Annotated in this window: 22 protein-coding genes and 1 other RNA gene; 16 read left to right on the plus strand and 7 right to left on the minus strand. The window is 62.9% G+C overall.

Translation table 11 applies throughout. The annotated features are described in order from the left end of the window. Positions 1 to 68: 68 nt before the first annotated feature. Together rpoH and BM173_RS09280 are read right to left on the minus strand one after the other, a co-directional pair. Positions 69 to 974 (minus strand): RNA polymerase sigma factor RpoH, encoded by a 906-nt coding sequence (gene rpoH, locus BM173_RS09275; RefSeq protein WP_177201865.1) that lies wholly within the window; start codon positions 972 to 974, stop codon positions 69 to 71. 122 nt (positions 975 to 1,096) lie between these two features. Beyond that, positions 1,097 to 2,041 carry an RluA family pseudouridine synthase gene (locus tag BM173_RS09280; protein ID WP_090481538.1) on the minus strand — a complete coding sequence of 315 codons (945 nt, stop codon included), beginning with the start codon at positions 2,039 to 2,041 and terminating at the stop codon, positions 1,097 to 1,099. Positions 2,042 to 2,058: 17 nt separating this feature from the next. Between BM173_RS09280 and BM173_RS09285 the strand changes: the two genes are divergently transcribed. From BM173_RS09285 to rnpB, 4 genes are all read left to right on the plus strand, one after another. Continuing rightward, entirely contained in the window at positions 2,059 to 2,454 is a 396-nt protein-coding gene (locus BM173_RS09285; RefSeq protein WP_090480548.1) for a M67 family metallopeptidase, read from the plus strand. A gap of 37 nt (positions 2,455 to 2,491) precedes the next feature. Further along, positions 2,492 to 3,151 (plus strand): histidine phosphotransferase family protein, encoded by a 660-nt coding sequence (locus BM173_RS09290; protein ID WP_090480550.1) that lies wholly within the window; start codon positions 2,492 to 2,494, stop codon positions 3,149 to 3,151. An 86-nt stretch (positions 3,152 to 3,237) separates the two neighbouring features. Beyond that, positions 3,238 to 3,873, plus strand: a complete 636-nt coding sequence (locus tag BM173_RS09295) for an N-acetylmuramoyl-L-alanine amidase (protein WP_090481541.1) — start codon at positions 3,238 to 3,240, stop codon at positions 3,871 to 3,873. A gap of 42 nt (positions 3,874 to 3,915) precedes the next feature. Then, positions 3,916 to 4,334: RNase P RNA component class A (gene rnpB / locus BM173_RS09300), an RNA gene on the plus strand. An 18-nt stretch (positions 4,335 to 4,352) separates the two neighbouring features. Here the strand turns inward: rnpB and BM173_RS09305 are convergent. Continuing rightward, positions 4,353 to 5,144: a metallophosphoesterase family protein gene (locus BM173_RS09305; protein WP_090480553.1), complete on the minus strand. Its 792-nt coding sequence runs from the start codon at positions 5,142 to 5,144 to the stop codon at positions 4,353 to 4,355. A 268-nt stretch (positions 5,145 to 5,412) separates the two neighbouring features. Between BM173_RS09305 and BM173_RS09310 the strand changes: the two genes are divergently transcribed. Both BM173_RS09310 and BM173_RS09315 read left to right on the plus strand, forming a co-directional pair. Next, positions 5,413 to 6,162 carry a TorF family putative porin gene (locus BM173_RS09310; protein WP_090480556.1) on the plus strand — a complete coding sequence of 250 codons (750 nt, stop codon included), beginning with the start codon at positions 5,413 to 5,415 and terminating at the stop codon, positions 6,160 to 6,162. An 87-nt stretch (positions 6,163 to 6,249) separates the two neighbouring features. After that, entirely contained in the window at positions 6,250 to 6,687 is a 438-nt protein-coding gene (locus BM173_RS09315) for a VOC family protein (RefSeq protein WP_090480559.1), read from the plus strand. Between the two features lie 10 nt (positions 6,688 to 6,697). Here BM173_RS09315 and nhaA read toward each other — a convergent pair whose 3' ends face one another. Further along, complete coding sequence (gene nhaA / locus BM173_RS09320; protein ID WP_090480562.1) at positions 6,698 to 7,927, minus strand: Na+/H+ antiporter NhaA; 1,230 nt, start codon at positions 7,925 to 7,927, stop codon at positions 6,698 to 6,700. Between the two features lie 27 nt (positions 7,928 to 7,954). On the opposite strand from nhaA, the gene BM173_RS09325 reads away from it, so the two are divergent. The 5 genes from BM173_RS09325 (at position 7,955) to BM173_RS09345 (ending at position 14,325) form a co-directional block, all read left to right on the plus strand. Continuing rightward, complete coding sequence (locus BM173_RS09325; protein WP_342741976.1) at positions 7,955 to 9,529, plus strand: glycosyl transferase family protein; 1,575 nt, start codon at positions 7,955 to 7,957, stop codon at positions 9,527 to 9,529. Between the two features lie 25 nt (positions 9,530 to 9,554). Beyond that, complete coding sequence (locus tag BM173_RS09330) at positions 9,555 to 10,526, plus strand: hypothetical protein (RefSeq protein WP_090480568.1); 972 nt, start codon at positions 9,555 to 9,557, stop codon at positions 10,524 to 10,526. A 46-nt stretch (positions 10,527 to 10,572) separates the two neighbouring features. Then, positions 10,573 to 11,478, plus strand: coding sequence for a sulfite exporter TauE/SafE family protein (locus BM173_RS09335; protein WP_090480570.1), 906 nt, complete (start codon positions 10,573 to 10,575; stop codon positions 11,476 to 11,478). A 5-nt stretch (positions 11,479 to 11,483) separates the two neighbouring features. Next, positions 11,484 to 12,224: a TIGR02186 family protein gene (locus BM173_RS09340; RefSeq protein ID WP_090480573.1), complete on the plus strand. Its 741-nt coding sequence runs from the start codon at positions 11,484 to 11,486 to the stop codon at positions 12,222 to 12,224. A 97-nt stretch (positions 12,225 to 12,321) separates the two neighbouring features. Then, a complete protein-coding gene (locus BM173_RS09345; protein ID WP_425438806.1) occupies positions 12,322 to 14,325 on the plus strand; it encodes an ATP-binding protein in 2,004 nt (667 codons plus the stop codon). A 149-nt stretch (positions 14,326 to 14,474) separates the two neighbouring features. Here BM173_RS09345 and BM173_RS09350 read toward each other — a convergent pair whose 3' ends face one another. Further along, a complete protein-coding gene (locus tag BM173_RS09350; RefSeq protein ID WP_090480576.1) occupies positions 14,475 to 15,209 on the minus strand; it encodes a 7-carboxy-7-deazaguanine synthase QueE in 735 nt (244 codons plus the stop codon). 180 nt (positions 15,210 to 15,389) lie between these two features. Next, on the minus strand, positions 15,390 to 18,098 hold the full coding sequence (locus tag BM173_RS09355) for a valine--tRNA ligase (protein WP_090480579.1): 2,709 nt from the start codon (positions 18,096 to 18,098) through the stop codon (positions 15,390 to 15,392). Between the two features lie 103 nt (positions 18,099 to 18,201). Here BM173_RS09355 and BM173_RS09360 point away from each other — a divergent pair, with 103 nt between their 5' ends. Genes BM173_RS09360 through BM173_RS09375 form a run of 4 tightly spaced genes read left to right on the plus strand, consistent with a single transcriptional unit; the run spans position 18,202 to position 21,757 of the window. Continuing rightward, a complete protein-coding gene (locus tag BM173_RS09360; RefSeq protein WP_090480583.1) occupies positions 18,202 to 19,311 on the plus strand; it encodes an ABC transporter permease in 1,110 nt (369 codons plus the stop codon). Beyond that, a complete protein-coding gene (locus BM173_RS09365) occupies positions 19,311 to 20,207 on the plus strand; it encodes an ABC transporter ATP-binding protein (protein WP_090481547.1) in 897 nt (298 codons plus the stop codon). The genes BM173_RS09360 and BM173_RS09365 overlap by 1 nt, the downstream gene beginning before the upstream one ends. 3 nt (positions 20,208 to 20,210) lie before the next feature. Further along, a complete protein-coding gene (locus BM173_RS09370; protein WP_090480586.1) occupies positions 20,211 to 21,158 on the plus strand; it encodes an MlaD family protein in 948 nt (315 codons plus the stop codon). A gap of 14 nt (positions 21,159 to 21,172) precedes the next feature. Beyond that, complete coding sequence (locus tag BM173_RS09375; RefSeq protein ID WP_224802734.1) at positions 21,173 to 21,757, plus strand: ABC-type transport auxiliary lipoprotein family protein; 585 nt, start codon at positions 21,173 to 21,175, stop codon at positions 21,755 to 21,757. Positions 21,758 to 21,865: 108 nt separating this feature from the next. Here BM173_RS09375 and BM173_RS14785 read toward each other — a convergent pair whose 3' ends face one another. Continuing rightward, a complete protein-coding gene (locus BM173_RS14785; RefSeq protein WP_245755841.1) occupies positions 21,866 to 22,123 on the minus strand; it encodes a hypothetical protein in 258 nt (85 codons plus the stop codon). Here BM173_RS14785 and BM173_RS14900 point away from each other — a divergent pair. Beyond that, entirely contained in the window at positions 22,067 to 22,285 is a 219-nt protein-coding gene (locus tag BM173_RS14900; protein WP_425438809.1) for a T6SS immunity protein Tdi1 domain-containing protein, read from the plus strand. The two genes, BM173_RS14785 and BM173_RS14900, sit on opposite strands and share 57 nt — an antisense overlap. Positions 22,286 to 22,332 lie beyond the last annotated feature (47 nt).

The following is a 22,332-nucleotide window of genomic DNA, read 5'->3' on the forward strand; positions in this document are numbered from 1 at the left end:
GATTGCCCTTGGATAAAAAAACGGCGCGAGGAAAGCCCCGCGCCGTTTCGATGTCATATGGTCGCGCTTCAAGCGGCGCCCGGCAGAAGCCTTTCGCCGGCAATGGCCTTCATCGCCTTCTGCAGCTTCTCAAAAGCACGGACCTCGATCTGGCGGATGCGTTCGCGGCTGACCGAGTAGACCTGGCTCAGCTCCTCGAGCGTCTGCGGATTGTCCGTCAGGCGACGCTCGGTGAGGATGTGCTTTTCGCGGTCGTTCAGGCTGTCCATCGCTTCCACGAGCATTTCGTGGCGGACTTCCTTTTCTTCCGCATCGGCAACCGTCTCGTCCTGCAGCGGACGATCGTCGGTCAGCCAGTCGAGCCATTCGCCCGAGCCTTCTTCGCCATTGCGCATGGAGACGTTGAGCGAACCGTCGCCGCCCATCATCATCCGGCGGTTCATGTTGATCACTTCCTGCTCGGGCACGCCGAGATCGGTCGCGATCTTGTTCACATCGTCGGGATGAAGGTCCGTATCCTCGTAAGCGTCGAGATTCTTCTTCATGCGGCGCAGATTGAAGAACAGCTTCTTCTGCGCGGCGGTGGTACCCATTTTCACGAGCGACCAGCTGCGCAGGATGTATTCCTGGATGCTCGCCTTGATCCACCACATCGCATAGGTCGCGAGGCGGAAGCCGCGGTCGGCTTCGAACTTCTTCACGCCCTGCATGAGGCCGACGTTACCTTCGGAAATGAGATCGGAAACCGGCAGGCCATAGCCGCGGTAACCCATCGCGATTTTCGAAACGAGTCGCAGGTGCGACGTCACGAGCTGCGCCGCAGCATCGGGATCGTCGTGTTCCTCGTAGCGCTTCGCGAGCATGTATTCCTGCTCTTGCGTCAGCACCGGGAACTTCTTGATTTCGGAAAGATAGCGGTTGAGGCTCTGCTCCCCGCCGAGCGCCGGAACGCTCAAAGATTTGGTGTTGCTCACTTATTCCTGACCTTTCTAGCGTCGACCTCGTTTGCCGGACCCCTGATGGGCATCCGGTCTATCGGGCCACTGCGTTACTTATACCGCAATCCGCGGAAAAATGCATCTGTCTTTCGTCGATTTCAACGTGCGGTTTCGTCGATAAGTTCCCGCATATCGGCAGGCATTTCGGCGCGGAAATCCAGGGTTTCACCGTTGATAGGATGCCTGAATCCCAGACGTGCCGCATGGAGGGCCTGGCGTTCGAAATGCAGTTCGTCGAGCAAGGCTCGCAGGGGCTTGGGAGTGCGGCCGTAGACAGGGTCTCCTAATAGCGCATGACCGATTGATGCACAGTGAACGCGGACCTGGTGTGTACGCCCTGTTTCGAGCCTGCATTCGATCAATGCGCAGTGGGTGAGCAGGCGCAGCGTCTCGTAATGGGTAACCGCGTGTTTCCCGCGCGAAGAGGTGTTGGGCAGCACCGCCATCTTCTTGCGGTCACGGTCGGAGCGGCCAATCCTGCCCGATACGGTGCCCGAAGGAGGTTTGGGGTGGCCTGCGCATATCGCGAGGTAACGGCGGGTAATCGAGTGATCGGCGAATTGCGCGGCGAGCCCTTCGTGGGCGGCATCCGATTTGGCCACGACCAGCAGGCCACTCGTATCCTTGTCGATCCGGTGGACGATACCGGGCCGCTCGACCCCATTGATCCCGGACAGCTTGCCCCTGCAATGATGGAGCAGCGCGTTGACCAGCGTTCCGTCCTGGTTTCCCGCAGCGGGGTGGACCACCATCCCGGCCGGTTTGTCGACGACGAGCAGGTCGTCATCCTCGTAAACGATCACCAGCGGAATATCCTGCGCGGGCGTGTCGAGCGGCGTCGGAGCGGGCAGGGCAATGCGCCAGTTCTCCTCGCCCTGCACCTTGGCGGAGGCCGATTTCGCGACGGTCTTGCCGATCGTCACCGCGCCTTCGGCGATCAGCGCCTTGATCCTCTCGCGTGACAGGCTGGACGCTTCGGCCAGCGCCTTGTCGAGCCTTCCGGGCGAAGTCAGCACTCCAGTGAGGATTTCCGGCGAAGACATGCTATCGGCCATGGGCGATGACGCTCGAACTCTCAAGCCGCCTTGTCGAGGCCATGCTATCCGAAGCTGCCGGGGCGCACCCGCGCGAGTGCTGCGGCTTGCTCTTGGGCGAGGACGAAAACATCGTCGAAATTCGCCCCGCGGCGAACGTCCATCCAAATCCCGAAAAGCACTTCGAGATCGACCCGCATCAGCTTGTCGACGCACACCGCGATGCCCGCAACGGCGGCTGGCAAGTGCTGGGATATTATCACTCGCACCCGAACGGCCGCGAAGGCCCTTCACCCGAAGATGCGGCCATGGCTGCAGGCGACGGGGCGGTCTGGGGGATAATCGCGCTGGATCGAGTCACCTTCTGGCGGGCAGGGGATGGCGGCTTCACAGCGCTTCCCTATGTGGTTCGCGAACGCTAGAAGAGCGCAACCGATTTCCACTCCCGACGGGGCTTTAATGACCGACAGCAATCCCACCGATCTTGCGGCAATGCTTTGCTCGCGCCTTTGCCATGACATGTTGAGCCCGGTGGGGGCCCTGAGCAACGGGCTCGAATTGCTGGCGATGGAAACCGATCCGGAAATGCGCAAGAGCGTGATGGAACTGCTCGAACAGAGCGCGACGATTTCCACCAACAAGCTCAAGTTCTTCCGCCTCGCGTTCGGTGCGGCAGGCGGCTTCGGCGACCGCGTCGACGTGGCGGAACCGCGCTCGCTGATCGAGGCGCTGGCGGGCGATAACGACAAGATCCAGATCAACTGGGCGATCGAGACCGCCAATCTTTCCAAGCCTTCCGTGAAGGTCCTGCTCAATTTCGCCCAGATCGCAATCGATGCACTGGTGCGGGGCGGCACGCTGGATGTCGGCGCGGAAGTGCGCGACGGCAATTGCGAGATCGTGGTTCGCGCCACCGGGCCCAAGATCGCTTTTGACGAAACCATCGGGAAGGCGATCGAAGGCAGCCTGCCGTCCTCCGAGCTGTCGAGCCGCACTGCCGCAGCGCACATGATCGCTCTGCTGGCCGAGGAATCGGGTGGCGGTCTGCAATATGCGCGCACCGACGAAGCCCTGGTGCTTGGTGCGGTCCTGCCCGAGCCGGAAGGGCTGATCGGTTGAGCGGCGAGGGCGGCTCGACCGGAGACGAACTCGTCCACCACGAGCGTCTCTCGCCCAATTTCGACGAGCGCACCCTGCCGGTCTCGATGGTGGTCATCCATTATACCGAGATGACCGGCCCCGATGTCGCGCTGGAGCGTATGTGCGATCCGGAAGCCAAGGTTTCTGCACATTACCTCATTTCCGAAGCGGGCGAGGTGACTCGTCTCGTCCCTGAAGAAAAGCGCGCGTGGCACGCAGGCCTGTCCTACTGGCGTGGCCACAAGGACGTGAATTCAGCCAGCATCGGGATCGAACTGGATCATCCCGGCCATTTGCACGGTTACAGGGACTTCAGCGAAGCGCAGTTCGAAGCCCTCGTACCGCTGGTCGCGCGGATGGTGAAAGAGCACAATATTCCCCGCGCCAATGTGGTCGGCCATTCCGACGTCGCGCCGGCGCGCAAGATCGATCCGGGCGAGCTCTTCCCGTGGGAAAGGCTGGCCGAATACGGGCTGTGCCTGCCGACACCCAAGATCGAACTCGGCGATCCGTTCGACAATGACGGCGCGTTCTATCTCGCGCTCGAACGGTTCGGTTACGACATTACCGATGGACACAAGGCGGTCGAAGCCTTCCAGCGCCGCTGGCGTCCGCGCAAGATCGATGGCGAGATCGACGGCGAAGTGCGCGCGATCCTCTTCCAGTTGCTGCTCGACCGCGACCGGGGCGTGACGCGCTAAGACGCTTTCCCTTCTGGTCATCCCTCCTTATATGAACGCGTGCCAGGGGGCCGGGCAGCCGCGGGTGCTTGCATCCGAGGAAAGTCCGGGCTCCACGAAACGAGGGTGGCGGGTAACGCCCGCCGCGGGCAACCGTAGGGAAAGTGCCGCAGAGAGTAGACCGCCGATGGCTCTTTCGGGAGATCAGGCAAGGCTGAAAGGGTGCGGTAAGAGCGCACCGGGGTTCTGGTAACAGCGCTCGCATGGCAAACCCCACCCGGAGCAAGGCCGAATAGGGGTGGCGCGCTCTCGCAAGAGGGCCGGGGTGTTTCGCCCCGAGTGTAACAGCTGCGACCGCCCGGGTTGGCTGCTTGAGCCGCGGAGCGATCCGCGGCCCAGACGAATGGCTGCCGCCGCGGATACGGTCCGGTTTCGGATACCGTCTGCGGAGACAGAACCCGGCTTACAGGCCCCCTGGCGCTTTTACCGACTAACCGGATTTACGAAGCGGTGATGCTGCCGTCTTCGGCCTGCGTGGCCTGGATCGTGCGCCGTTGATCACCTTCGAGAACGAGTGCGGTCAGGCGGCCGGTACGAAATGCCCCGGTATCGACCCCGATCCGGTTGCCATTGTCTTCGACCTCTTCGAAAATCGTATGGCCGTGCACCACGACATGGCTGAGCGGCTCTGCGTGGGAAAGGAAGCGGTCGCGGATCCACAACAGGTCCTTGCGCTTCTGGTCGTCGACGGCGCGCTTGGGATTGATCCCGGCATGGGCGAGGACATAGTCGCCGACGACGATGATTTCTTCGAAGCTTTCGAGGAATTCGCGATCCTTGGCAGGCACTGCCTTCTGCATAACCTTCTGCACCTCTTCGAGCTGCATGCGGTTGTATTCCTTTTTCTTCACTCCGTAGCTGAGCACCGTCTCGCGCCCGCCATGACGCAGGAAATGCCGCAGCGTTTCCTTGTCGGTGAAGCTGTCGAGGAACATCTCTTCGTGATTGCCCGCCAGATAGCGGACCTTGCGCTTCTTGCCCCATTTGCGGGCAAGCTTGATGACGCCCGCGCTGTCGGGGCCACGGTCGACGAGATCGCCAAGGAAGACGACCGTCGTGTCTGCCGCGCCCGCCTGCGCATCGTCTTCCTCGATGGCAGCCTGCAACGCCTCGAGCAGGTCGAGCCGTCCGTGAATGTCGCCGATCACATACCAACGCTCGCCCTCGGGGACGCGCGCGATGCGGCGGTCCTTTTCAGGTTTGCGGAAGAGATTGCGTAGGGACTTGATCATGGTTTCTCTGGCGGCACGCTCGTGCTGTGCGCATCTAGTGCACAGCCGATATAGCAGCAAGCGCTGAGCCGCAGCTTAACACCTTCGCAGTTGCACAATAGCCACGCTTAACGTCACGATAGACAAAAGTATCTCAAGTAATCTTGCGCCGAATCAAGCGTTGCTGCACGATCATTGCGATTTCGACCGAGGAGCCCTTCTTAAAAACCGGGACCCGGCGAGAACGCAGGTGGGACGAAGCACCAAACCGAACCCAAGGAGTTCGAATATGCTCACGTCCTTTCGCGGCCGATTGGCCGTTTCGCTCGCCGCTCTTGCATGCGGCCTTTCTTCTCCCGCACTCGCGCAGGACGATGCCGACACTGACGGTGTGACCGTTTCGGCGAATGTCTCGCTCGTGACCGATTACCGTTTCCGCGGCGTTTCGCTGTCCGGCGGCGATCCGGCTATCCAGGGCGGTCTCGATGTGGCTCATGACAGCGGCTTCTACGCCGGTGTGTGGGCGTCTTCGATCGATGGTGGCCCATCCTACGGCGAGATGGAATTTGACATCTACGGCGGCTGGTCGGGCCAGCTCAGCGAAGGTGTCAGCGTCGATGTCGGCCTGCTCTACTATCTCTACCCCTCCGAAGAACTTGGTCTCGATACCGACTACTGGGAGCCTTACGCCTCGATCGGCTTCAACCTTGGTCCGGCAGAAGCGACTGTGGGTGCCGCCTACGCCTGGGAACAGGATTCGCTTGGCGGGGACGACAACCTTTACGTCTACACAGACCTCAGCACCGGCCTGCCCGGAACTCCGCTAACCGTAACCGGTCACCTCGGATATACCGACGGCGTACTCGCGCCGCCGCTGCTCGCTGGCGATACGGACGACAGCGGTCTCGATTGGTCGATCGGTGCCAGCTATGCTGCAGGCCCGCTTGAAGTCGGCATTTCCTATATCGGCGTCGAAGGCCCCTCGATCGACGGCTTTACCGACGATGCGATCGTGGGAACCGTGACGGCCAGTTTCTAAAGCGAGGCTTCACGCCAACAAATCGGGGGCGCGTCCTTTCGGGCGGGCCCCCTTTTTCTTGGTCAGGCTGCTTCCTAAGTAGGCCGCATGACCCAATATCTTCACTCCATGATCCGCGTCACCGATCCCGACGCCACTGTCGCCTTTTTCGAACTGATCGGACTGAAGGAAGTGCGCCGCAAGGACAGTGAACAGGGTCGCTTCACCCTGATTTTCCTTGCCGCGCCGGGAGAAGAAGGCGTTGCCGAGGTCGAGCTGACCTACAACTGGCCGCCCGAAGACGGCAGCGAGGGGGAGCAATACGACGGCGGCCGCAACTTCGGACATCTCGCTTACCGGGTCGACGACATCTACGACACCTGCCAGCGGCTGGTCGATGCGGGACACACGATCAACCGCCCCCCGCGTGACGGGCACATGGCCTTCGTCCGCACGCCCGATGGCATTTCCATCGAGCTGCTGCAGGACGGTTACCTGGAACCTGCCGAACCCTGGGCCAGCATGCCGAACACCGGCAGCTGGTAAACCTCCGACCTCAGAGATCTTCCTTGTCGATATAGGGCGACTTCTGATCGTCCGGGTGGTCCGTCGTCATGCGCAGGATGGTGTAGCCGACCACTGCCGAAATGAACGAGCCCATCAGGATGCCGATCTTGGCTTCCTCAATCAGCAGCGCATTTCCGACAAATGCCAGGCCGGAGATGAAGAGCGACATGGTGAAGCCGATACCGCACAGGATCGATACGCCCCATATTTCCGTCCAGCTGGCGCCATCGGGGCGCGGCGCGAAGCCGAGCCGGTCGGCTGCGTAGATTGCCGATAGAATGCCCACCTGCTTGCCGAAGAAGAGGCCTGCGGCAATCGCCAGCGGCAGCGGTGCGATAATGCCTTCCATGCCCAGATTGCCAATCTCGACACCTGCATTGGCAAAACCGAAGACCGGTACGATGAGATAGGCGCTCCACGGCGCGAGACCATGCTCGAGATGTTCGAGCATGGTGTCGTCGTCCTTGCCGCGCATAGGAATGGTCAGCGCAGCGACGACGCCTGCAATCGTGGCGTGAACGCCCGAATTGAGTACCAGGAACCAGAGCACGACGGCCATCAGGATGAATGGTGTGTAAGCCGAAATGCGCGCTCGGTTCATGACCATCATGATGCCGACAACCACTGCTGCGGCCAGCAGCCACATGACCTTCAAGTTGGCGGTGTAGAACAGCGCGATCACCAGCACCGCGCCGATGTCATCGACGATGGCGACGGTAAGCAGGAAGAGCCGCAGCGAAGCGGGCACCCGGCTGCCGAGCAGGCCCAGAACACCCATGGCGAAAGCAATGTCGGTCGCCGCCGGGATCGCCCAGCCGCGGGTCAATTCGCCTGCGCCTTCGGCATTGACGAAGAACAGATAGACCAGCGCGGGAAAGATCATCCCCGCAGCAGCCGCAAGGACCGGCATCTTGCGCTGGTCGTTGTCCGACAGTTGCCCTTCGATCCACTCGCGCTTCACCTCGAGGCCGACGACGAAGAAGAAGATCGCCATCAGTCCGTCGTTGATCCACAGGTGCAGGGTGTTCAGCTTGAACACGTCGGCGCTGAACAGCTCACCGTGGAACAGGTGATGGTAATCCTCTGCCAAAGCGGAGTTGGCGGCCAGCATTGCAGCGATGGCAACCAGGATCAGCAGGATACCCGCGGACGCATCGCTGACAAAGAGCGCGCGTACCGGTGCGAAAACGAGGCGGATGGGTGAAGGACGGTTACTCATATCGCGTGCTCTCTTTCGCAAAGCATCGTGCGTTGCAAGGGGCTATTCTGCAGGTTAGGGAAGCGACAGGGGGATAAAGGGTTGCCGGTCGCACAATTTACGTCTGCCGAATGGCTTGCGTTGCTTCAGCACGAGCTGTTGCTTCTTGCCGCGGTGTTCTTCGCCATTGGACTGATCGATGAGCTTGCAATCGACCTGACCTATCTATGGTTGAGGCTGACGGGCAGGGCGAAACCGATGGAAGTCGGGGGGAGAGGCTACTTCCGTCAAGAACTGTCCGGAATGGCCGCGATCTTCATCCCGGCCTGGCAGGAGGACGCAGTGATCGGGCCGACGCTGGCCCATGCGCTGTCAGCCTGGCCCCAAGACGACGTGCGGATCTACGTCGGCTGCTATCGCAACGATGCGGCCACGATCGCATCGGTAGCAGTGGCCGCGCGCAGCGATGAGCGGATCCGCGTGGTAATCGTCGGGGCGGATGGCCCGACCAGCAAGGCTCATTGCCTCAACCGGCTCTATCGGGCCCTGTGCGACGACGAGGCACGCCTATGCGTCAAGGCACACATGGTGGTGTTGCACGATGCCGAGGACATGGTCGACGAAGCAGCGCTGGTCACGCTGGACCGGGCGATATGGCATGACGATTTCATCCAGTTGCCGGTCATGGCCCTGCCGCAATCGGATTCGCCGTGGATCGCCGGCCACTATTCCGACGAATTCGCGGAATCGCACGCCAAGGCGATGGTAGTTCGCGATGCGCTTGGCGTGTCCGTTCCCGGAGGTGGTGTCGGCTACGCGATCAGGCGGCCCATGCTGGATGAACTGGCCAGGCTCCACGAAGGAGAGCCCTTCGCTTCCGCCTCGCTCACCGAAGATTACGAACTGGGCCAGCGGATTTGCGCTGTCGGAGGAACCGGACGGTTCCTCAGGGCAAGGACACCTGACGGCCGCCTTGTTGCCACCCGCGCATTTTTCCCTTGTGATCTTTCCGCCGCCTTGCGCCAGAAGACCCGCTGGACCCACGGCATCGCACTTCAGGGGTGGGATCGCCTCGGCTGGCGCGGGACGGTGGCAGAACGCTGGATGACGCTGCGCGACCGGCGTGGCCCCCTGGCAGCCTTGGTCTTGGCGATCGCCTATCTCCTTGTCCTCGCGGCGATAGTCTCGCAGGTTTCGATCGCTGCAGGCTTGGTCGCGACGTTGGAGCCTTCACCAATCCTGCGCGGCCTGCTGGTTTTCACCATGTTCGGCCTGGTCTGGCGGCTGGCGGTGCGCGGGTTGTTCACGGGCAGAGAGTTTGGACTGAAGCAGGGCCTAATCGCTGTTCCGCGAGTCCTCGTTTCCAATGTCATCGCCATCATGAGCGGTCGACGCGCATTGGTCGCCTATTGGCGCAGTCTGCGCGGTGCGCCGGTCGTCTGGGACAAGACCGAACATCACGATCACCCCTCGCTCGCACGCCCAGGGCAGCATTCGCATGATCGGGGCATCGGCCAAGCGCCGTGGGCAGCCGCTCGTGTTCCTGTTCGTGCTGCTAGGCGGATGGATGACGCTGAGGCTCATGACATGGGAAAATCCCTGGCCGCAGGAATTGCTCCGTAGTCTGGAATTGCCTGTGGTCGAGCAAATGGCCGCGGGCGAACCAGTCGAACATGCAATGCCCTATGAAAGCGCAGGCGACCCGGACCTGCTTGAAATAGCGCCTCGCGACATGCCTGTCTCGCTGGATGCGCCGCCGCTGCAAATTCTGCCCGCCAGCGCGGAACAGCCTCCGCATTTCGTTCAGGACCGCAGCGTAACTGGACACAATCTGATGTGGATGGCCGCGATGTCGCGCTTGCCCATGCCCCAGAGTGTTGCCGCGGCTCTCGAGCAGAAAGAGGGTAGCGCGCAAGCTGCCATTCCCTTGCCGGAAGGGGCGCAAAGGAAAGCAAGGCCCTGGCGTTTCGACGGCTGGCTTTTGCTTCGCGGCAATGGCCGTAGCTCGATCTCTGGCGGAGACCGCCCCTCGAGCTATGGTGCGAGCCAGGTCGGTGGCGTGCTCTCCCATCGCTTGGCCCATTCATCAAGTCACCAGCCAGCGGTTTATCTCAGGGCAAGCGCCGCGCTGCGGGAGCCGCGGGAAAGCGAGGCCGCTTTCGGACTGCGCGCGCGTCCGTTTGCCGGCATGCCTGTGCAGCTTCATGCAGAGGCGCGATTGTCCGATCGATCGGGCCAACTCGAAATCCGCCCCGCGCTCTTTGCTACGGCAGGGGTGGAGCGGAACGGTTTGCCGCTTGGCGTGACGGTGCGCGGATATGGCCAGGTCGGCTATGTGGCAGGAAGCTATTCCAGCGCTTTCGTAGACGGGATGGCGGTGGCGGAGCGCGAGGCGGCGCGCTTCGACCTTGGAAAGGTCGAGGCCGATCTCAACGCGGGGGCCGGCGCTTGGGGCGGGGCGCAGAAGGGCGCGAGCCGCCTGGATGTAGGGCCAACCGCCAGCATGGACGTACGCATGGGCGAGGTGTCCGCACGCCTCTCGCTCGATTACCGCGTCCGGGTTGCAGGCGATGCCGAACCAGGGAACGGACCGGCATTCACCCTTTCAACGGGCTTTTGACACGGTTCAGCTTTAATAGAGAGTGACGCTGCGATAGGGCGGGGCAATGGATGTCTATCTCCCCATTGCAAACCTGTCCGTCGACGGACTGGTAATCGTCGCGCTTGGGGCGCTTACGGGCATCCTGTCCGGCCTGTTCGGCGTGGGCGGCGGCTTCCTGACGACACCGCTGCTGATCTTTTACGGCATCCCGCCGACCGTGGCTGCAGCATCGGCATCGACCCAGGTGACCGGCGCCAGCGTTTCCGGCGTGATCGCGCATTCCAAGCGCCGCGGCGTCGATTACCGCATGGGAGCGGTGATGATCGGCGGCGGTGTGATCGGGTCCGGCTTCGGCGCGCTCCTGTTCAATTTCTTCCGCTCGATCGGCCAGATCGATGTGGTCATCAACGCGCTTTACGTTGTCCTGCTTGGATCGATTGGCCTGCTGATGGCGAAGGAAGCGATCCAGACCCTGCGCGGGACGGGCGGTGCACAGGCCGCAAGGCGTCGCCATCACCCACTCGTCGCCAGCCTGCCTTTTCGCTGGCGATTCTACGGATCGGGGCTTTACATCTCGCCGCTCGCGCCGCTGATCGTGGGCATCGTGGTGGGCATACTCACCATGCTAATGGGGGTGGGCGGCGGCTTCATCCTCGTGCCCGCCATGCTTTACATCTTGGGCATGAGCGCCAACGTCGTCGTTGGCACCAGCCTGTTCAACATTCTCTTCGTGACCATCGCGACCACGATCATGCACTCGGTCACGACGCGGGCGGTGGACATCGTGCTGGTCGCGCTGTTGCTGCTGGGATCGGTCTCGGGCGCGCAGATCGGGTCGCAATTCGCGGTCAAGGCGAAGCCGGAAGCGCTGCGCCTCGTCCTTGCCGCCATCGTGTTGCTGGTTGCCTTCCGCATGTTCCTCGGCCTCTTCTACCGGCCCGATGAAATCTACACGGTCTACCCGCTGTGAGGGCGATGCTGCTCCTCTTCGCGGCCTTCTTCCTGATGGGGCAGCGCGATCCCGTTCTCGTTCCGGAAGTCTCGCAGCACGAGGTGCAGGTGAGGCAGGGTTTCGTCGGGCAGGAATTACTGCTGTTCGGCGCCGTGCTCGATCCGGCCGGACGTGCGGGCCAGGACTATGACATCGTGGTGGTTCTCAAAGGGCCGAGCGAGCCGATCCGCCTGCGCGAGAAGGAGCGCTTCATCGGCGTCTGGGTCAATGCGGAGAGCAGTGACTTCCGCTCGGTGCCGAGCTATTTCGCAGTCGCTTCCTCGCGTCCGATCACCGAGATCGTCGACGACAAGACAGCCGCGATCTACGAATTCGGCACGGACTATATCCAGCTGTCGCCCAGCGGGTCGATCGATCCCGAAGAGCAGCGGCGGTTCGCAGCAGGTCTCGTCGACCTGAAGCGTAGGCTCGGCCTCTACCGCGAGGATTTCGGCGGCGTGCAGATCAGCGAGAGCGTGCTCTACCAGGCGCGTATCGAATTGCCGTCCAACGTGACCACGGGGACCTACACCGCAGAGACGTTTGCCGTAACGCGGGGCCGTGTGATCGCGTCCGCTGTCTCCGAGGTCGAGGTAAAGAAGGTCGGCTTCGAGCGATTCGTGGAAGATAGCGCGAACCAGTGGGGGCTCGCCTACGGCCTGATCGCCGTGCTCCTCTCGGTCGGGATGGGCTGGGGGGCAGGCCGACTTTTCGCTCGTCTCTGAGGCGCTTTCCAGTTCATCGTTGACGCGATTTTAACCGTTCTGCGGCATTCCACCCCTGCAATTTTGCGTGATCTGCACGAGGGATGTGGGCCGAATTATGAACGACATGAGCAAGGGCAACTTCCGGACTTTCGACCCGGCGAAGGAAGACGGGGCAGAGCCGCCGCAGCCGCGCGGTAACAGCCTGCGCGACCGTATCCGCCGTTCCGAACAGGCCCAGCAGCCCGCTCCCGCTGTGTCGCGCTCCGGCTATGTGCACCAGCCGCAAGCGCAGCCCCAGCCGCAGCCGCAGGTCGAACATCCGCCCGCAGCCACGCAGCAAGCCGCGCCTCAGGAAGCTGCCACTCCGCAGCCTGACTATGCGCCGGCACCCGCCCAGGAACAGGCCGAACGCCCCGCGCCGCAGCCAGCACCCCGGGAAGAAGCGGTAGCAGCACCTGCCGACGCTGCTCCCGAAAAGCAGTCCAGCCCCGAGGAAACTCCCGAGCAGACCGGCGATGGCGATAACGCGATGCAGCCCATCGGCGTAGTTCTCGAAATCGCAGGTTCCGGCTCGCAAGTCGCCATCGACCTCCAGCGCCTGACCGAATGTGCCGACGACAAGGACCCTTCCGTCGCCATGGCCGGGCAGGTCGGCTCGCAGATCAAGATCCGCGTCGGCAACAGCTGGCTCCTAGCCAGCGTTCGCAACCAGAAGCGCGACCGCAAGGCTGGCAGCATTCTCGCCAATATCGACTTCCTCGGTGAAGGCGTGGAAGAGAAGCTGACCGGCAGGCTCCACGGGTTCCGCCGCGGTGTGACCCGTTACCCGGTGCCTGGCGCGATGGTATATCCCGCCAGCACCGCCGATCTCAAACAGGTCTACGCTAGCGATGGCCGCAGCGCGGTCACCATCGGCAAGGTCTACCCGACAAAGGACATCCGCGCCGGCATCTCTGTCGATGCGATGCTGGGCAAGCACTTCGCCCTCCTCGGTTCGACCGGTACAGGTAAATCGACCAGCGCCGCCCTGATCCTTCACCGGATCTGCGAGGCAGCGCCCGAAGGTCACATCGTCATGATCGACCCCCACGGCGAGTATGCATCCGCGTTCCGCCAGACCGGTGTCATCCTCGACGTCTCGAACCTCCAGATGCCGTATTGGATCATGAACTTCGAAGAGCATTGCGAAGTTCTGCTCACCAGCAACGGCAACGACCGCCAGATCGATGCGGACATTCTCGCCCGGTGCCTGCTGAAAGCGCGGCAGAAGAGCCGTCTTGCCGAACAGATGGGCAAGATCACGGTGGATTCGCCCATTCCGTACCTGCTGTCGGACCTGTCGAACGCGATCCAGGACGCGATGGGTAAGCTTGACAAGGCGACGAACTCCGCACCTTACATGCGGATCAAGAACAAGCTCGAAGAGCTCAAGACCGACCCGCGTTATCAGTTCATGTTCTCCGGGATGCTCGTCGCCGACACGATGGCGGACTTCATCTCCAAGATCTTCCGCATGCCCGCTGGCGGCAAGCCGATCTCGATCATCGACGTGTCGGGCGTTCCTTCGGATATCACCTCGACCGTGGTCGCCGTGCTCAGCCGCCTGGTCTTCGACTTCGCGATCTGGGGCCGCGAGGAAAAGACCACGCCGATCCTCCTCGTCTGCGAGGAAGCCCACCGCTATGTGCCGAGCGAGAAGAACGCCGACGGCAACTCCGTCGGCACCATCCTGTCGCGCATTGCGAAGGAAGGTCGTAAGTACGGCATCAGCCTCGGCCTCATCACGCAGCGTCCGTCCGACCTTGCCGAAGGCGTGCTGTCGCAGTGCGGTACGATCATCTCCATGCGTCTCAACAACGACCGCGACCAGGACTTCGTGCGCGCCGCGATGCCCGAAGGTGCACGCGGTTTCCTCGATGCCATCCCCGCGCTCCGCAACCGCGAGTGCATCATCTGCGGCGAGGGTGTCGCCATTCCGATCCGCGTCAGCTTCGACAATCTCGAAGAGGTCAAGCGCCCGGCTTCGGAAGATCCGAGCTTCGTCGAGATGTGGAGCCAGAGCGGCGGCGAGGAAGACATCGTCCAACGGACCGTCCAGCGCTGGCGCAGCCAGGGTTAGGAAGGAAGGGGGGGCTGGCGATCGTATCGATCCTCCGCTGGCCCGATCCCAAGTCGCGGCAGCCAAAGCGCGACCGCGCGTCGCAGCCTTTGCGGCGAAACCAAGCCGCACGGAGGTGCGGCGCCCGGCGTCTGAGGGTCACAAGAGGGCTACGTCCCTCTTGTGTCTCCAAAGAGGTGTATATGCAGGCGGTCGCTCATGCGGAAGCCGTGCTTCAAGCATAGGTCCGCGAGCCATTTCTCGCGGGTGCGCAGCGTTTCGCTGTCGGTGCCCTCGGGCATCAAAAAGACATGGCCCGGGCGGAAGCGATAGCGTTCGTGAAGAGCCAGCACCTCGTCCACGTCGGAAGGTTCCGCGATCACGAATTTGAAGAAGGCGCGCGGGTCGGTGGCGTAAGCGTCGAGCCGCTCGGGCAGCAGCGCGAGATCCGCCGGGTTTCCGCTATGCGCCAGTTTGGGGCTGACGTTGAACTGGTCGATGCGGATGTCGAGCGGGACCGGGGCCTTGGTGGTGCCGTTGGTTTCGATCTCCACGCTGATATCGGGCAGGTGGTCCAGCAACTTTGCAAGCGCCGGAGCCTGCAGCAGCGGCTCCCCGCCGGTAATGACCAGCCGGTCCTGACCCAGCGCCAGTATGCGTTCGGCGACCTCGGCCTCGTCGAGAGTGACCTGGTTGGCTTTTCGCTCGAAGGTGCGATCGTCGCGGTGCGGGCGATTATCGCCTTCGAAATGCCAGGTGTAGGCCGTGTCGCACCACACGCAGGCAAGGTTGCAGCGCGACAGGCGCATGAAGGCGACGGGCCGGCCCATGCTCGGCCCTTCGCCCTGCACGGAGGCGAAGATTTCAGGTCCGCCCGTATCGTCCGTGGAGAGGACTAGCGCCATCGGGCGTTCCCAGAAGGCGACGAAGGCGACACCGTGTCACCCGGCGAAACAGCCATCAAGGCACTGGATTTGCTGACAAATGCAGCGCCCTCGCCAGGGTGACAGCTGGCGCGGCGGATATCGGGACGAGCGGTGTTCATGCCTGTCTTGTGCCACAGCCGGGCCGGGTAGGAAAATTTCCTAGCCCAGCCTCGCCAGTGCTGCCTTCAACCGTTCGATCTCGGCAGTATGATGCGCGAAGTCGGCGCGTGCCTTTTCGACTGCCTCGGGCTTGGCGCGTTCGACGAAGTTCGCGTTGTTCAGGCGACCATCGAGCGATTTGGCTTCCTTCGTGGAGGCTTCCATCGCCTTGGACAGGCGCGCCTTTTCCGCCTCGATGTCGATGACGCCTTCGAGCGGCACGATGAAGGCATCGTCGCCCGCTGCGACCTGCATGGCCGCGCCTCCGGGTGCCTCTTCGAAGCGGACCGGCGTGAGGCGCGCGAGACGCTCGATCGCGGCGGCGTTCTCTTCCACGACCTTGCGGCCCAGCGCCGACGGGGCAGGGCAATAGGCTTCCAGTTTCGCCCCCGGCGCGATGCCGAGTTCGTTCTTCGCCGTACGGACCGCGCTGGTGAGCGCGATAAGCCAGTCGATCTCGGCCTTGGCGCCCGCGTCGACTTCAGCCTGCGGATCGGGCCATTTGGCAGTGATCAGCGGATAGGCGGGCCGGTCGCCCTGCTTCGACCACAGCTCTTCGGTGATGAAAGGCATGAAGGGGTGGAGCATGACGAGGATCTGGTCGAGCGCCCAGCCGGCGACGGCCCTGGTTTCCTCGTCGAAATTGCCCTTGATAAGCTCGATATACCAGTCGCAGAAACGGTCCCACACGAAGTGGTAGATCGTGTTTGCGGCGGCATCGAAGCGCAGGTCGGCCATTGCCTGTTCGAGCGCGTGTTTGGTCTCGACGACTTCGCCGATGATCCACTTGTTGACCGCCTGCGTCGCAGCGGGCGCGGCGATGCTCGTGCTCGCGCCGATGCCGTTGGACTGGCAGAAACGCGTCGCATTCCAGAGCTTGGTCGCGAAGTTGCGATAGCCCTCGACACGGCGTTCATCCATCTTGATGTCGCGGCCCTGGCTTTCCATCGCCGACATGAAGAAGCGCAGTGCATCGGCGCCGTACTGGTCGATCAGGCCCAGCGGATCGACGACATTGCCCTTGGACTTGGACATCTTCGCCCCATCGGCGGCGCGGACGAGGCCGTGGAGGTAAAGCCTCGGCCACGGTGCCTTGCCGGTCAAATGCATGCCCTGCATCATCATGCGCGCATCCCAGAAGAACAGGATATCGAAGCCGGAAATGAGCAAGTCGTTGGGATAGTGCTTGTGGAGCAGGTCGGTCTTGTCCGGCCAGCCGAGCGTCGCGAAGGGCCAGAGCGCGGAGGAGAACCACGTGTCGAGGACGTCGTCGTCACGGGTGAGGGCGGCGCCTTCTCCCGCCTTCGCCTGCGCTTCTTCCTCGGTCATGGCGACATAGGGATTGCCATCCGCGTCATACCAAGCCGGGATACGGTGGCCCCACCACAGCTGGCGGCTGACGCACCAGGGCTGGATGTTCTCCATCCAGTTGAAGAAGGTCTTTTCCCAGCTCTTCGGGACTATCTCGATCGTGCCGTCCTTCACGGCCTCGATAGGTGCCTTGGCGAGGGTTTCGGCATCGACATACCACTGGTCGGTCAGCCACGGTTCGATCACCACGCCGCCGCGGTCGCCGAAGGGCGTTGCGATGGTGCGCGGCTCGGCGTCGTGTTCGACCTCGTTGCCTTCCTTGTCCTTGGTGATGTGCGGGATGAGGAAGCCGAGCTCCTTCATGCGCGCCACGACCAGTTCGCGTGCGCCGTCGACGCCGTCCCGCTTGAAGCGGTGGAGGCCGAGGAATTCGTCCGGCACCAGCCCGTCGGCGGTCTGGCAGACATTGCCTTCCGCATCGAGCATGTTGAGCATTTCGGCAGGAGCGAACCCTGCGCGCTTGCCCACGTCGAAGTCGTTGAAGTCGTGGCCCGGCGTGATCTTCACGCAGCCCGAACCGAGTTCCGGATCGGCATGCTCGTCGGCCACCACCTTGAAGCGGCGACCGGTGATTGGCTGGAGGATATCCTTGCCCACAACCGACTTGTAGCGCTCGTCATCGGGGTGAACCGCCACGGCCATATCGGCCAGCATTGTCTCGGGACGCGTGGTGGCGACGACGAGGTAATCCTTGCCTTCCGACGTCGTGACGCCGTCTGCCAGCGGGTAGCGGAAATGCCAGAAGCCGCCCTTCACATCGACCGTCTCGACCTCGAGGTCGGAAATCGCGGTCTTGAGCTTGACGTCCCAGTTCACCAGCCGCTTGTCGCGGTAAATCAGGCCGTCATTGTAAAGGTCGACGAAGGTCTTGAGCACGGCATTGGAAAAATGTTCGTCCATCGTGAACTGCTCTCTGGACCAGTCCATCGAGCAGCCGAGACGGCGCAGCTGGCGCGTGATCGTGCCGCCGCTTTCTTCTTTCCATTCCCAGACCTTGCCCACGAAATCCTCGCGCGAGTAATTCGTGCGCTTGTCCTGGCGTGCTTCCATCTGGCGCTCGACCACCATTTGCGTGGCGATACCGGCATGGTCGGTGCCGACCACCCACAGCGCATCCTTGCCGCGCAGGCGCTCGTAGCGGATCACCACGTCCTGCAACGTGTTGTCGAGCGCGTGGCCGATGTGGAGCGAGCCCGTCACGTTCGGCGGCGGGTTCACGATGGTGAAGGGCTCGGCATCGGGCCGCTCGGGCCGGAAGAGGCCGTTTTCCTCCCAGTGCGCGTACCAGCGCTGCTCGATATCGGCGGGATCGAAGGTCTTTGAAAGCTCGGTGGACATGCTGGTGCCAATGCCAGTGCGCATTGTGCGATGCAACGGGATATAGCCTTCGCACGCTTACGTGCTTGTTTGGCGACTGAAATCCGCCCATACGGGGAGCCGAATGACAGGGCTTGCACAATTCGAGATCGTCGAGGGGGACGGGGGTTCCGCACTGGTACTTACCGGGCCCTATCTCGTGTCCACGATCGGCTCGATCGACGACGACCTGCGCGGCATGGATGGCGGCGTGGCCACGATCGACCTGTCCGGAGTGTCGGAAATCGACACGGTGGGAGCATGGCTGGCCTGCACGCTCGCGACGGAGCACGATGCCGAAATCACCGGGGCGAGCTCGCGTGCGCAGCGATTGCTGGACGCGATTTCGGGTCTTGGCGGCGAAGAAAAGCTCGGCGCGCCGCGCCTGCCGTTCTGGAGCCGGGTGCCCGATGCGATGGGCGAGAAGATCTTCAATGCCCGCAGCGGGATCATCGGGGTCATCAGTTTCCTCGGCGCGCTGCTGATCTCTGCCGGTTCGCTGATCCGCAATCCGCGGCGCTTCCGCACGGTCGCGTTGTTCCGCCAGATGGAGCTGGTGGGCGTGTCGGCCTTGCCGATCATCGGCCTGATGAGCTTCCTTATCGGCATCGTTATCGCACAGCAGGGCGCGGTCCAGCTGGCGCAGTTCGGCGCGGAAACGCTGACGATCAATCTCGTCGGGCGAATCACCCTGCGCGAACTGGGCGTGCTGATGACCGCGATCATGGTCGCCGGCCGCTCGGGCAGCGCCTTTGCCGCCGAAATCGGCACGATGAAGCTGACCGAAGAAATCGATGCCATGCGCACGATCGGCATCTCCCCGATGGAGGCGCTGGTCATCCCGCGCATCCTGGCGGCCGTCCTGATGATGCCGCTGCTCGGCTTCTACGCCTCGTGCATGGCGATCATCGGCGGTGCGGTCATCGGCGACACCATGCTGGGCATTCCCTTCTGGACATTTCTCAGCCGCATCCAGGAAGTGGTGCCGACCTACGATCTGTGGGTCGGGCTGGTGAAGGCGCCGGTGTTCGGCCTGATCGTGGCGCTGGCGGGCTGCTATAACGGGATGCAGGTGAAGGGTAATTCCGAAGAGGTCGGCAAGCGCACCACGCTGTCGGTCGTCGCTGCCATCTTCGCGGTCATCGTGCTCGATGCCTTCTTCGCCGTCTTCTTCACCGAAATCGGGTGGGCGTGATGGCAGAGGGCAGCAAGGCCACACACGAACGCTTTCGCGGCGACTATCCCATCGTCGTCGACGGGCTGGTCAACCGCTTCGGCACGCAGACCGTGCACGAGGACCTCGATCTCAAGGTCCGGCGCGGCGAAATCCTCGGCGTGGTGGGCGGTTCGGGGACGGGCAAGTCCGTCCTCATGCGCTCGATCATCGGCCTGCAACCGCCATCGGGCGGCAGTATCGAGGTGTTCGGCCAGTCGATCACCGAGGCGGAGCCCGACGAGGTGCTGGGCGTGCGCGATCGCTGGGGCGTATTGTTCCAGGGCGGCGCGCTGTTTTCCACCCTGACGGTGGGCGAGAACGTCGAAGTCCCGCTCAAGCAGTTCTACCCCGACATTTCCGACGAATTGCGCCACGAAATCGCGCGCTACAAGGTAATGCTTTCGGGCCTTTCCGAAGAGGCGGTCAGCAAATACCCGAGCGAGCTTTCGGGCGGCATGAAGAAGCGCGCAGGCCTGGCGCGCGCGCTGGCGCTCGACCCGGAACTGCTGTTCCTGGACGAACCGACCGCGGGCCTCGACCCGATCGGCGCATCGGCCTTCGACCGCCTGACCAAGGAACTGAAGGAAACGCTGGGACTGACCGTGTTCCTCATCACCCACGATCTCGATACGCTGCACGAGATCTGCGACCGGGTGGCGGTGCTGGCGGACAAGAAGGTCATCGCCGTCGATACGGTGCCGAACCTGATGGAACTCGATCATCCCTGGATACAGGAATATTTCAACGGACCGCGCGGTCGTGCCGCACTGACGGCGCAGGCGCTCGACGAACTGCGCCAGCACATGGACCGGCCGGTCGCCGCCCATGCGGTCAAAGCGTTGGACAAAACGCCTCCGGGCAAGGATAAGGCCTAACCAATGGAAACGCGGGCAAATTACATCTGGGTGGGGGCTGTGACGCTGGCCGTATTGGCCGCGCTTGCGCTCTTCATCGTTTGGCTGGCGCGCTGGGGCGAAGGCGCCCAGAAGGAATACGACATCTTCTTCAAGCAGTCGGTCGCAGGCCTCGCCAATGGCAGCCAGGTCAGCTTTGCGGGCGTGCCCGTGGGGCAGGTCAACCAGATCGTGCTGTGGGACAAGGACCCCGAATTCGTCCGCGTCCGCATCAGCGTGAAGGAAGAAGTGCCGATCCTGGTCGGCACCACCGCGACCATCCAGGGCAGCTTTACCGGCGTTTCGACCATCCTGCTGGATGGCGCGCGCAGCGGTGCGCCGCCCATCACCTGCGAGACCACGGCCTGTACCGAAGGCGTGCCGATCATCCCGCCGCAGGACGGGGGCCTCAATGCGCTGCTGTCCAACGCGCCGCTGCTGCTTGAACGTCTGGCGACGCTGACCGAACGCCTGACTCAGCTGCTGGACGAGGAAAACCAGGGCGAGATCGCCGGTATCCTTGCCAATACCAACCAGATGACGCGCAGCCTTGCCGAAACGGCCCCGCAGATCGAGCGGACCATGGCCGAATTGCAGGTCACCCTGCGCGAAGCGGCCGAAGCGCTGGACGAATTCGAGAAGGTCACGGCATCGACCGACCGCCTGATCAACACCGAGGGCGAGCAGCTGGCGCGGGAACTGCGCAAGACGCTGGCTTCGGCTGGCGGCGCGGCCAAGGCGCTGGAACAGACGCTTGAAGAAGCGCGCCCGGCGACCAAGCAGCTGACCGAAAGCACGCTGCCGGCCGCCGAAGCGACGCTGCGCGACCTGCGCGCCACCAGCAAGGCGCTGCGCAGCGTGACCGAAAAGATCGACGAGAAGGGCGCAGGCTCGCTGCTTTCCAGCCAGCCGCTTCCGGAATACGAACCATGAGACGGGATCGCGCGATGAACACGACCAAAACCCTCGCCATCCTTGCCCCGGCCCTGCTCCTGGGCGGCTGCATCAGTTTCGGCGCAGAACCGCCCGAAAGCCTGCTGACCCTGACGCCTACGGCCACCGCACCTGCCGGAACCGGCGGCTCGAGCGATGCGGGCACCGCCCTTGCGCTGACCGAGTTCGAAGCGCCGGCCGCGCTCGACGTGACGCGTGTGCCCGTGCAGGTCAACGCCACCGAGCTCGCCTATCTCAAGGATGCGGTGTGGGTGGAAAAGCCCGCCCGCCTGTTCCGCCGCCTGATTGCCGAAACCATCCGCACGCAGTCGGGCCGCGTGGTCGTCGACGGTGACGATCCGGGCGCGATGGCGGTCAACCGCATTTCCGGAACGCTGCGCCAGTTCGGCTACGACGCCTCGACCTCCAGCGTGGTGGTCGTCTTCGACGCCGTGCGCGCGGGCGAGGGCAGTGCAGTCGAAACCCGCCGCTTCGAAGCCGTGGTCCCGGGCGTGACGCCAGACGTCCAAGGAGTCGGCCCCGCGCTGAACCGCGCGGCAAACGATGTCGCCGTGCAGGTCGCGGAGTGGGTTGGCTAGGCCGTAAGGTCGCTGAAGTCCGCTCGCGACCCGATTGCGGAAGTCGAGTAATTGCTTCATTCCGCCAATGTGGACGTGAACGGATATTTCTTACCGAGAGCTGCAGATCTAGCCGACCTCGGCGCATGGACGTCGATACTGCCAGACCAGCCTCGCATTCTTCGGACCAACCTTTTCGGTGACGCCTTTATCGTTGGCGCAGATGGCTACGTCCATTTGCTCGAAAGGGCCGGATGTTGCGCGGAACGTGTAGCCGATAGCGAGGAGGAATTCTGGCATCGTGTAGGCAACGACGATCAGGGCTGGCTGATGACCCAACTGGCAGATGACTGCCACTCGAGCGGTCTCACCCTCCGGGATGGCCAATGTTATGCGTTCACCGTCCCGCCAATTCTAGGTGGCGAGTATATTCCGCAAAACGTTTGGGTAGCACCATGGGACGAGCGGTTCTCTGTCACCGGAGACCTATTTGCGCAGGTGAAGGACTTGCCGGATGGGGCGACAGTCTCGTTCAAAGTGGTCGATTAGACGACGTCCGGTTTTCGCACGTTAGGCGTCTGTTTCGACAGCCTATT

This window comes from Qipengyuania nanhaisediminis (assembly GCF_900115585.1).
Taxonomy (GTDB): Bacteria; Pseudomonadota; Alphaproteobacteria; order Sphingomonadales; family Sphingomonadaceae; genus Qipengyuania; species Qipengyuania nanhaisediminis.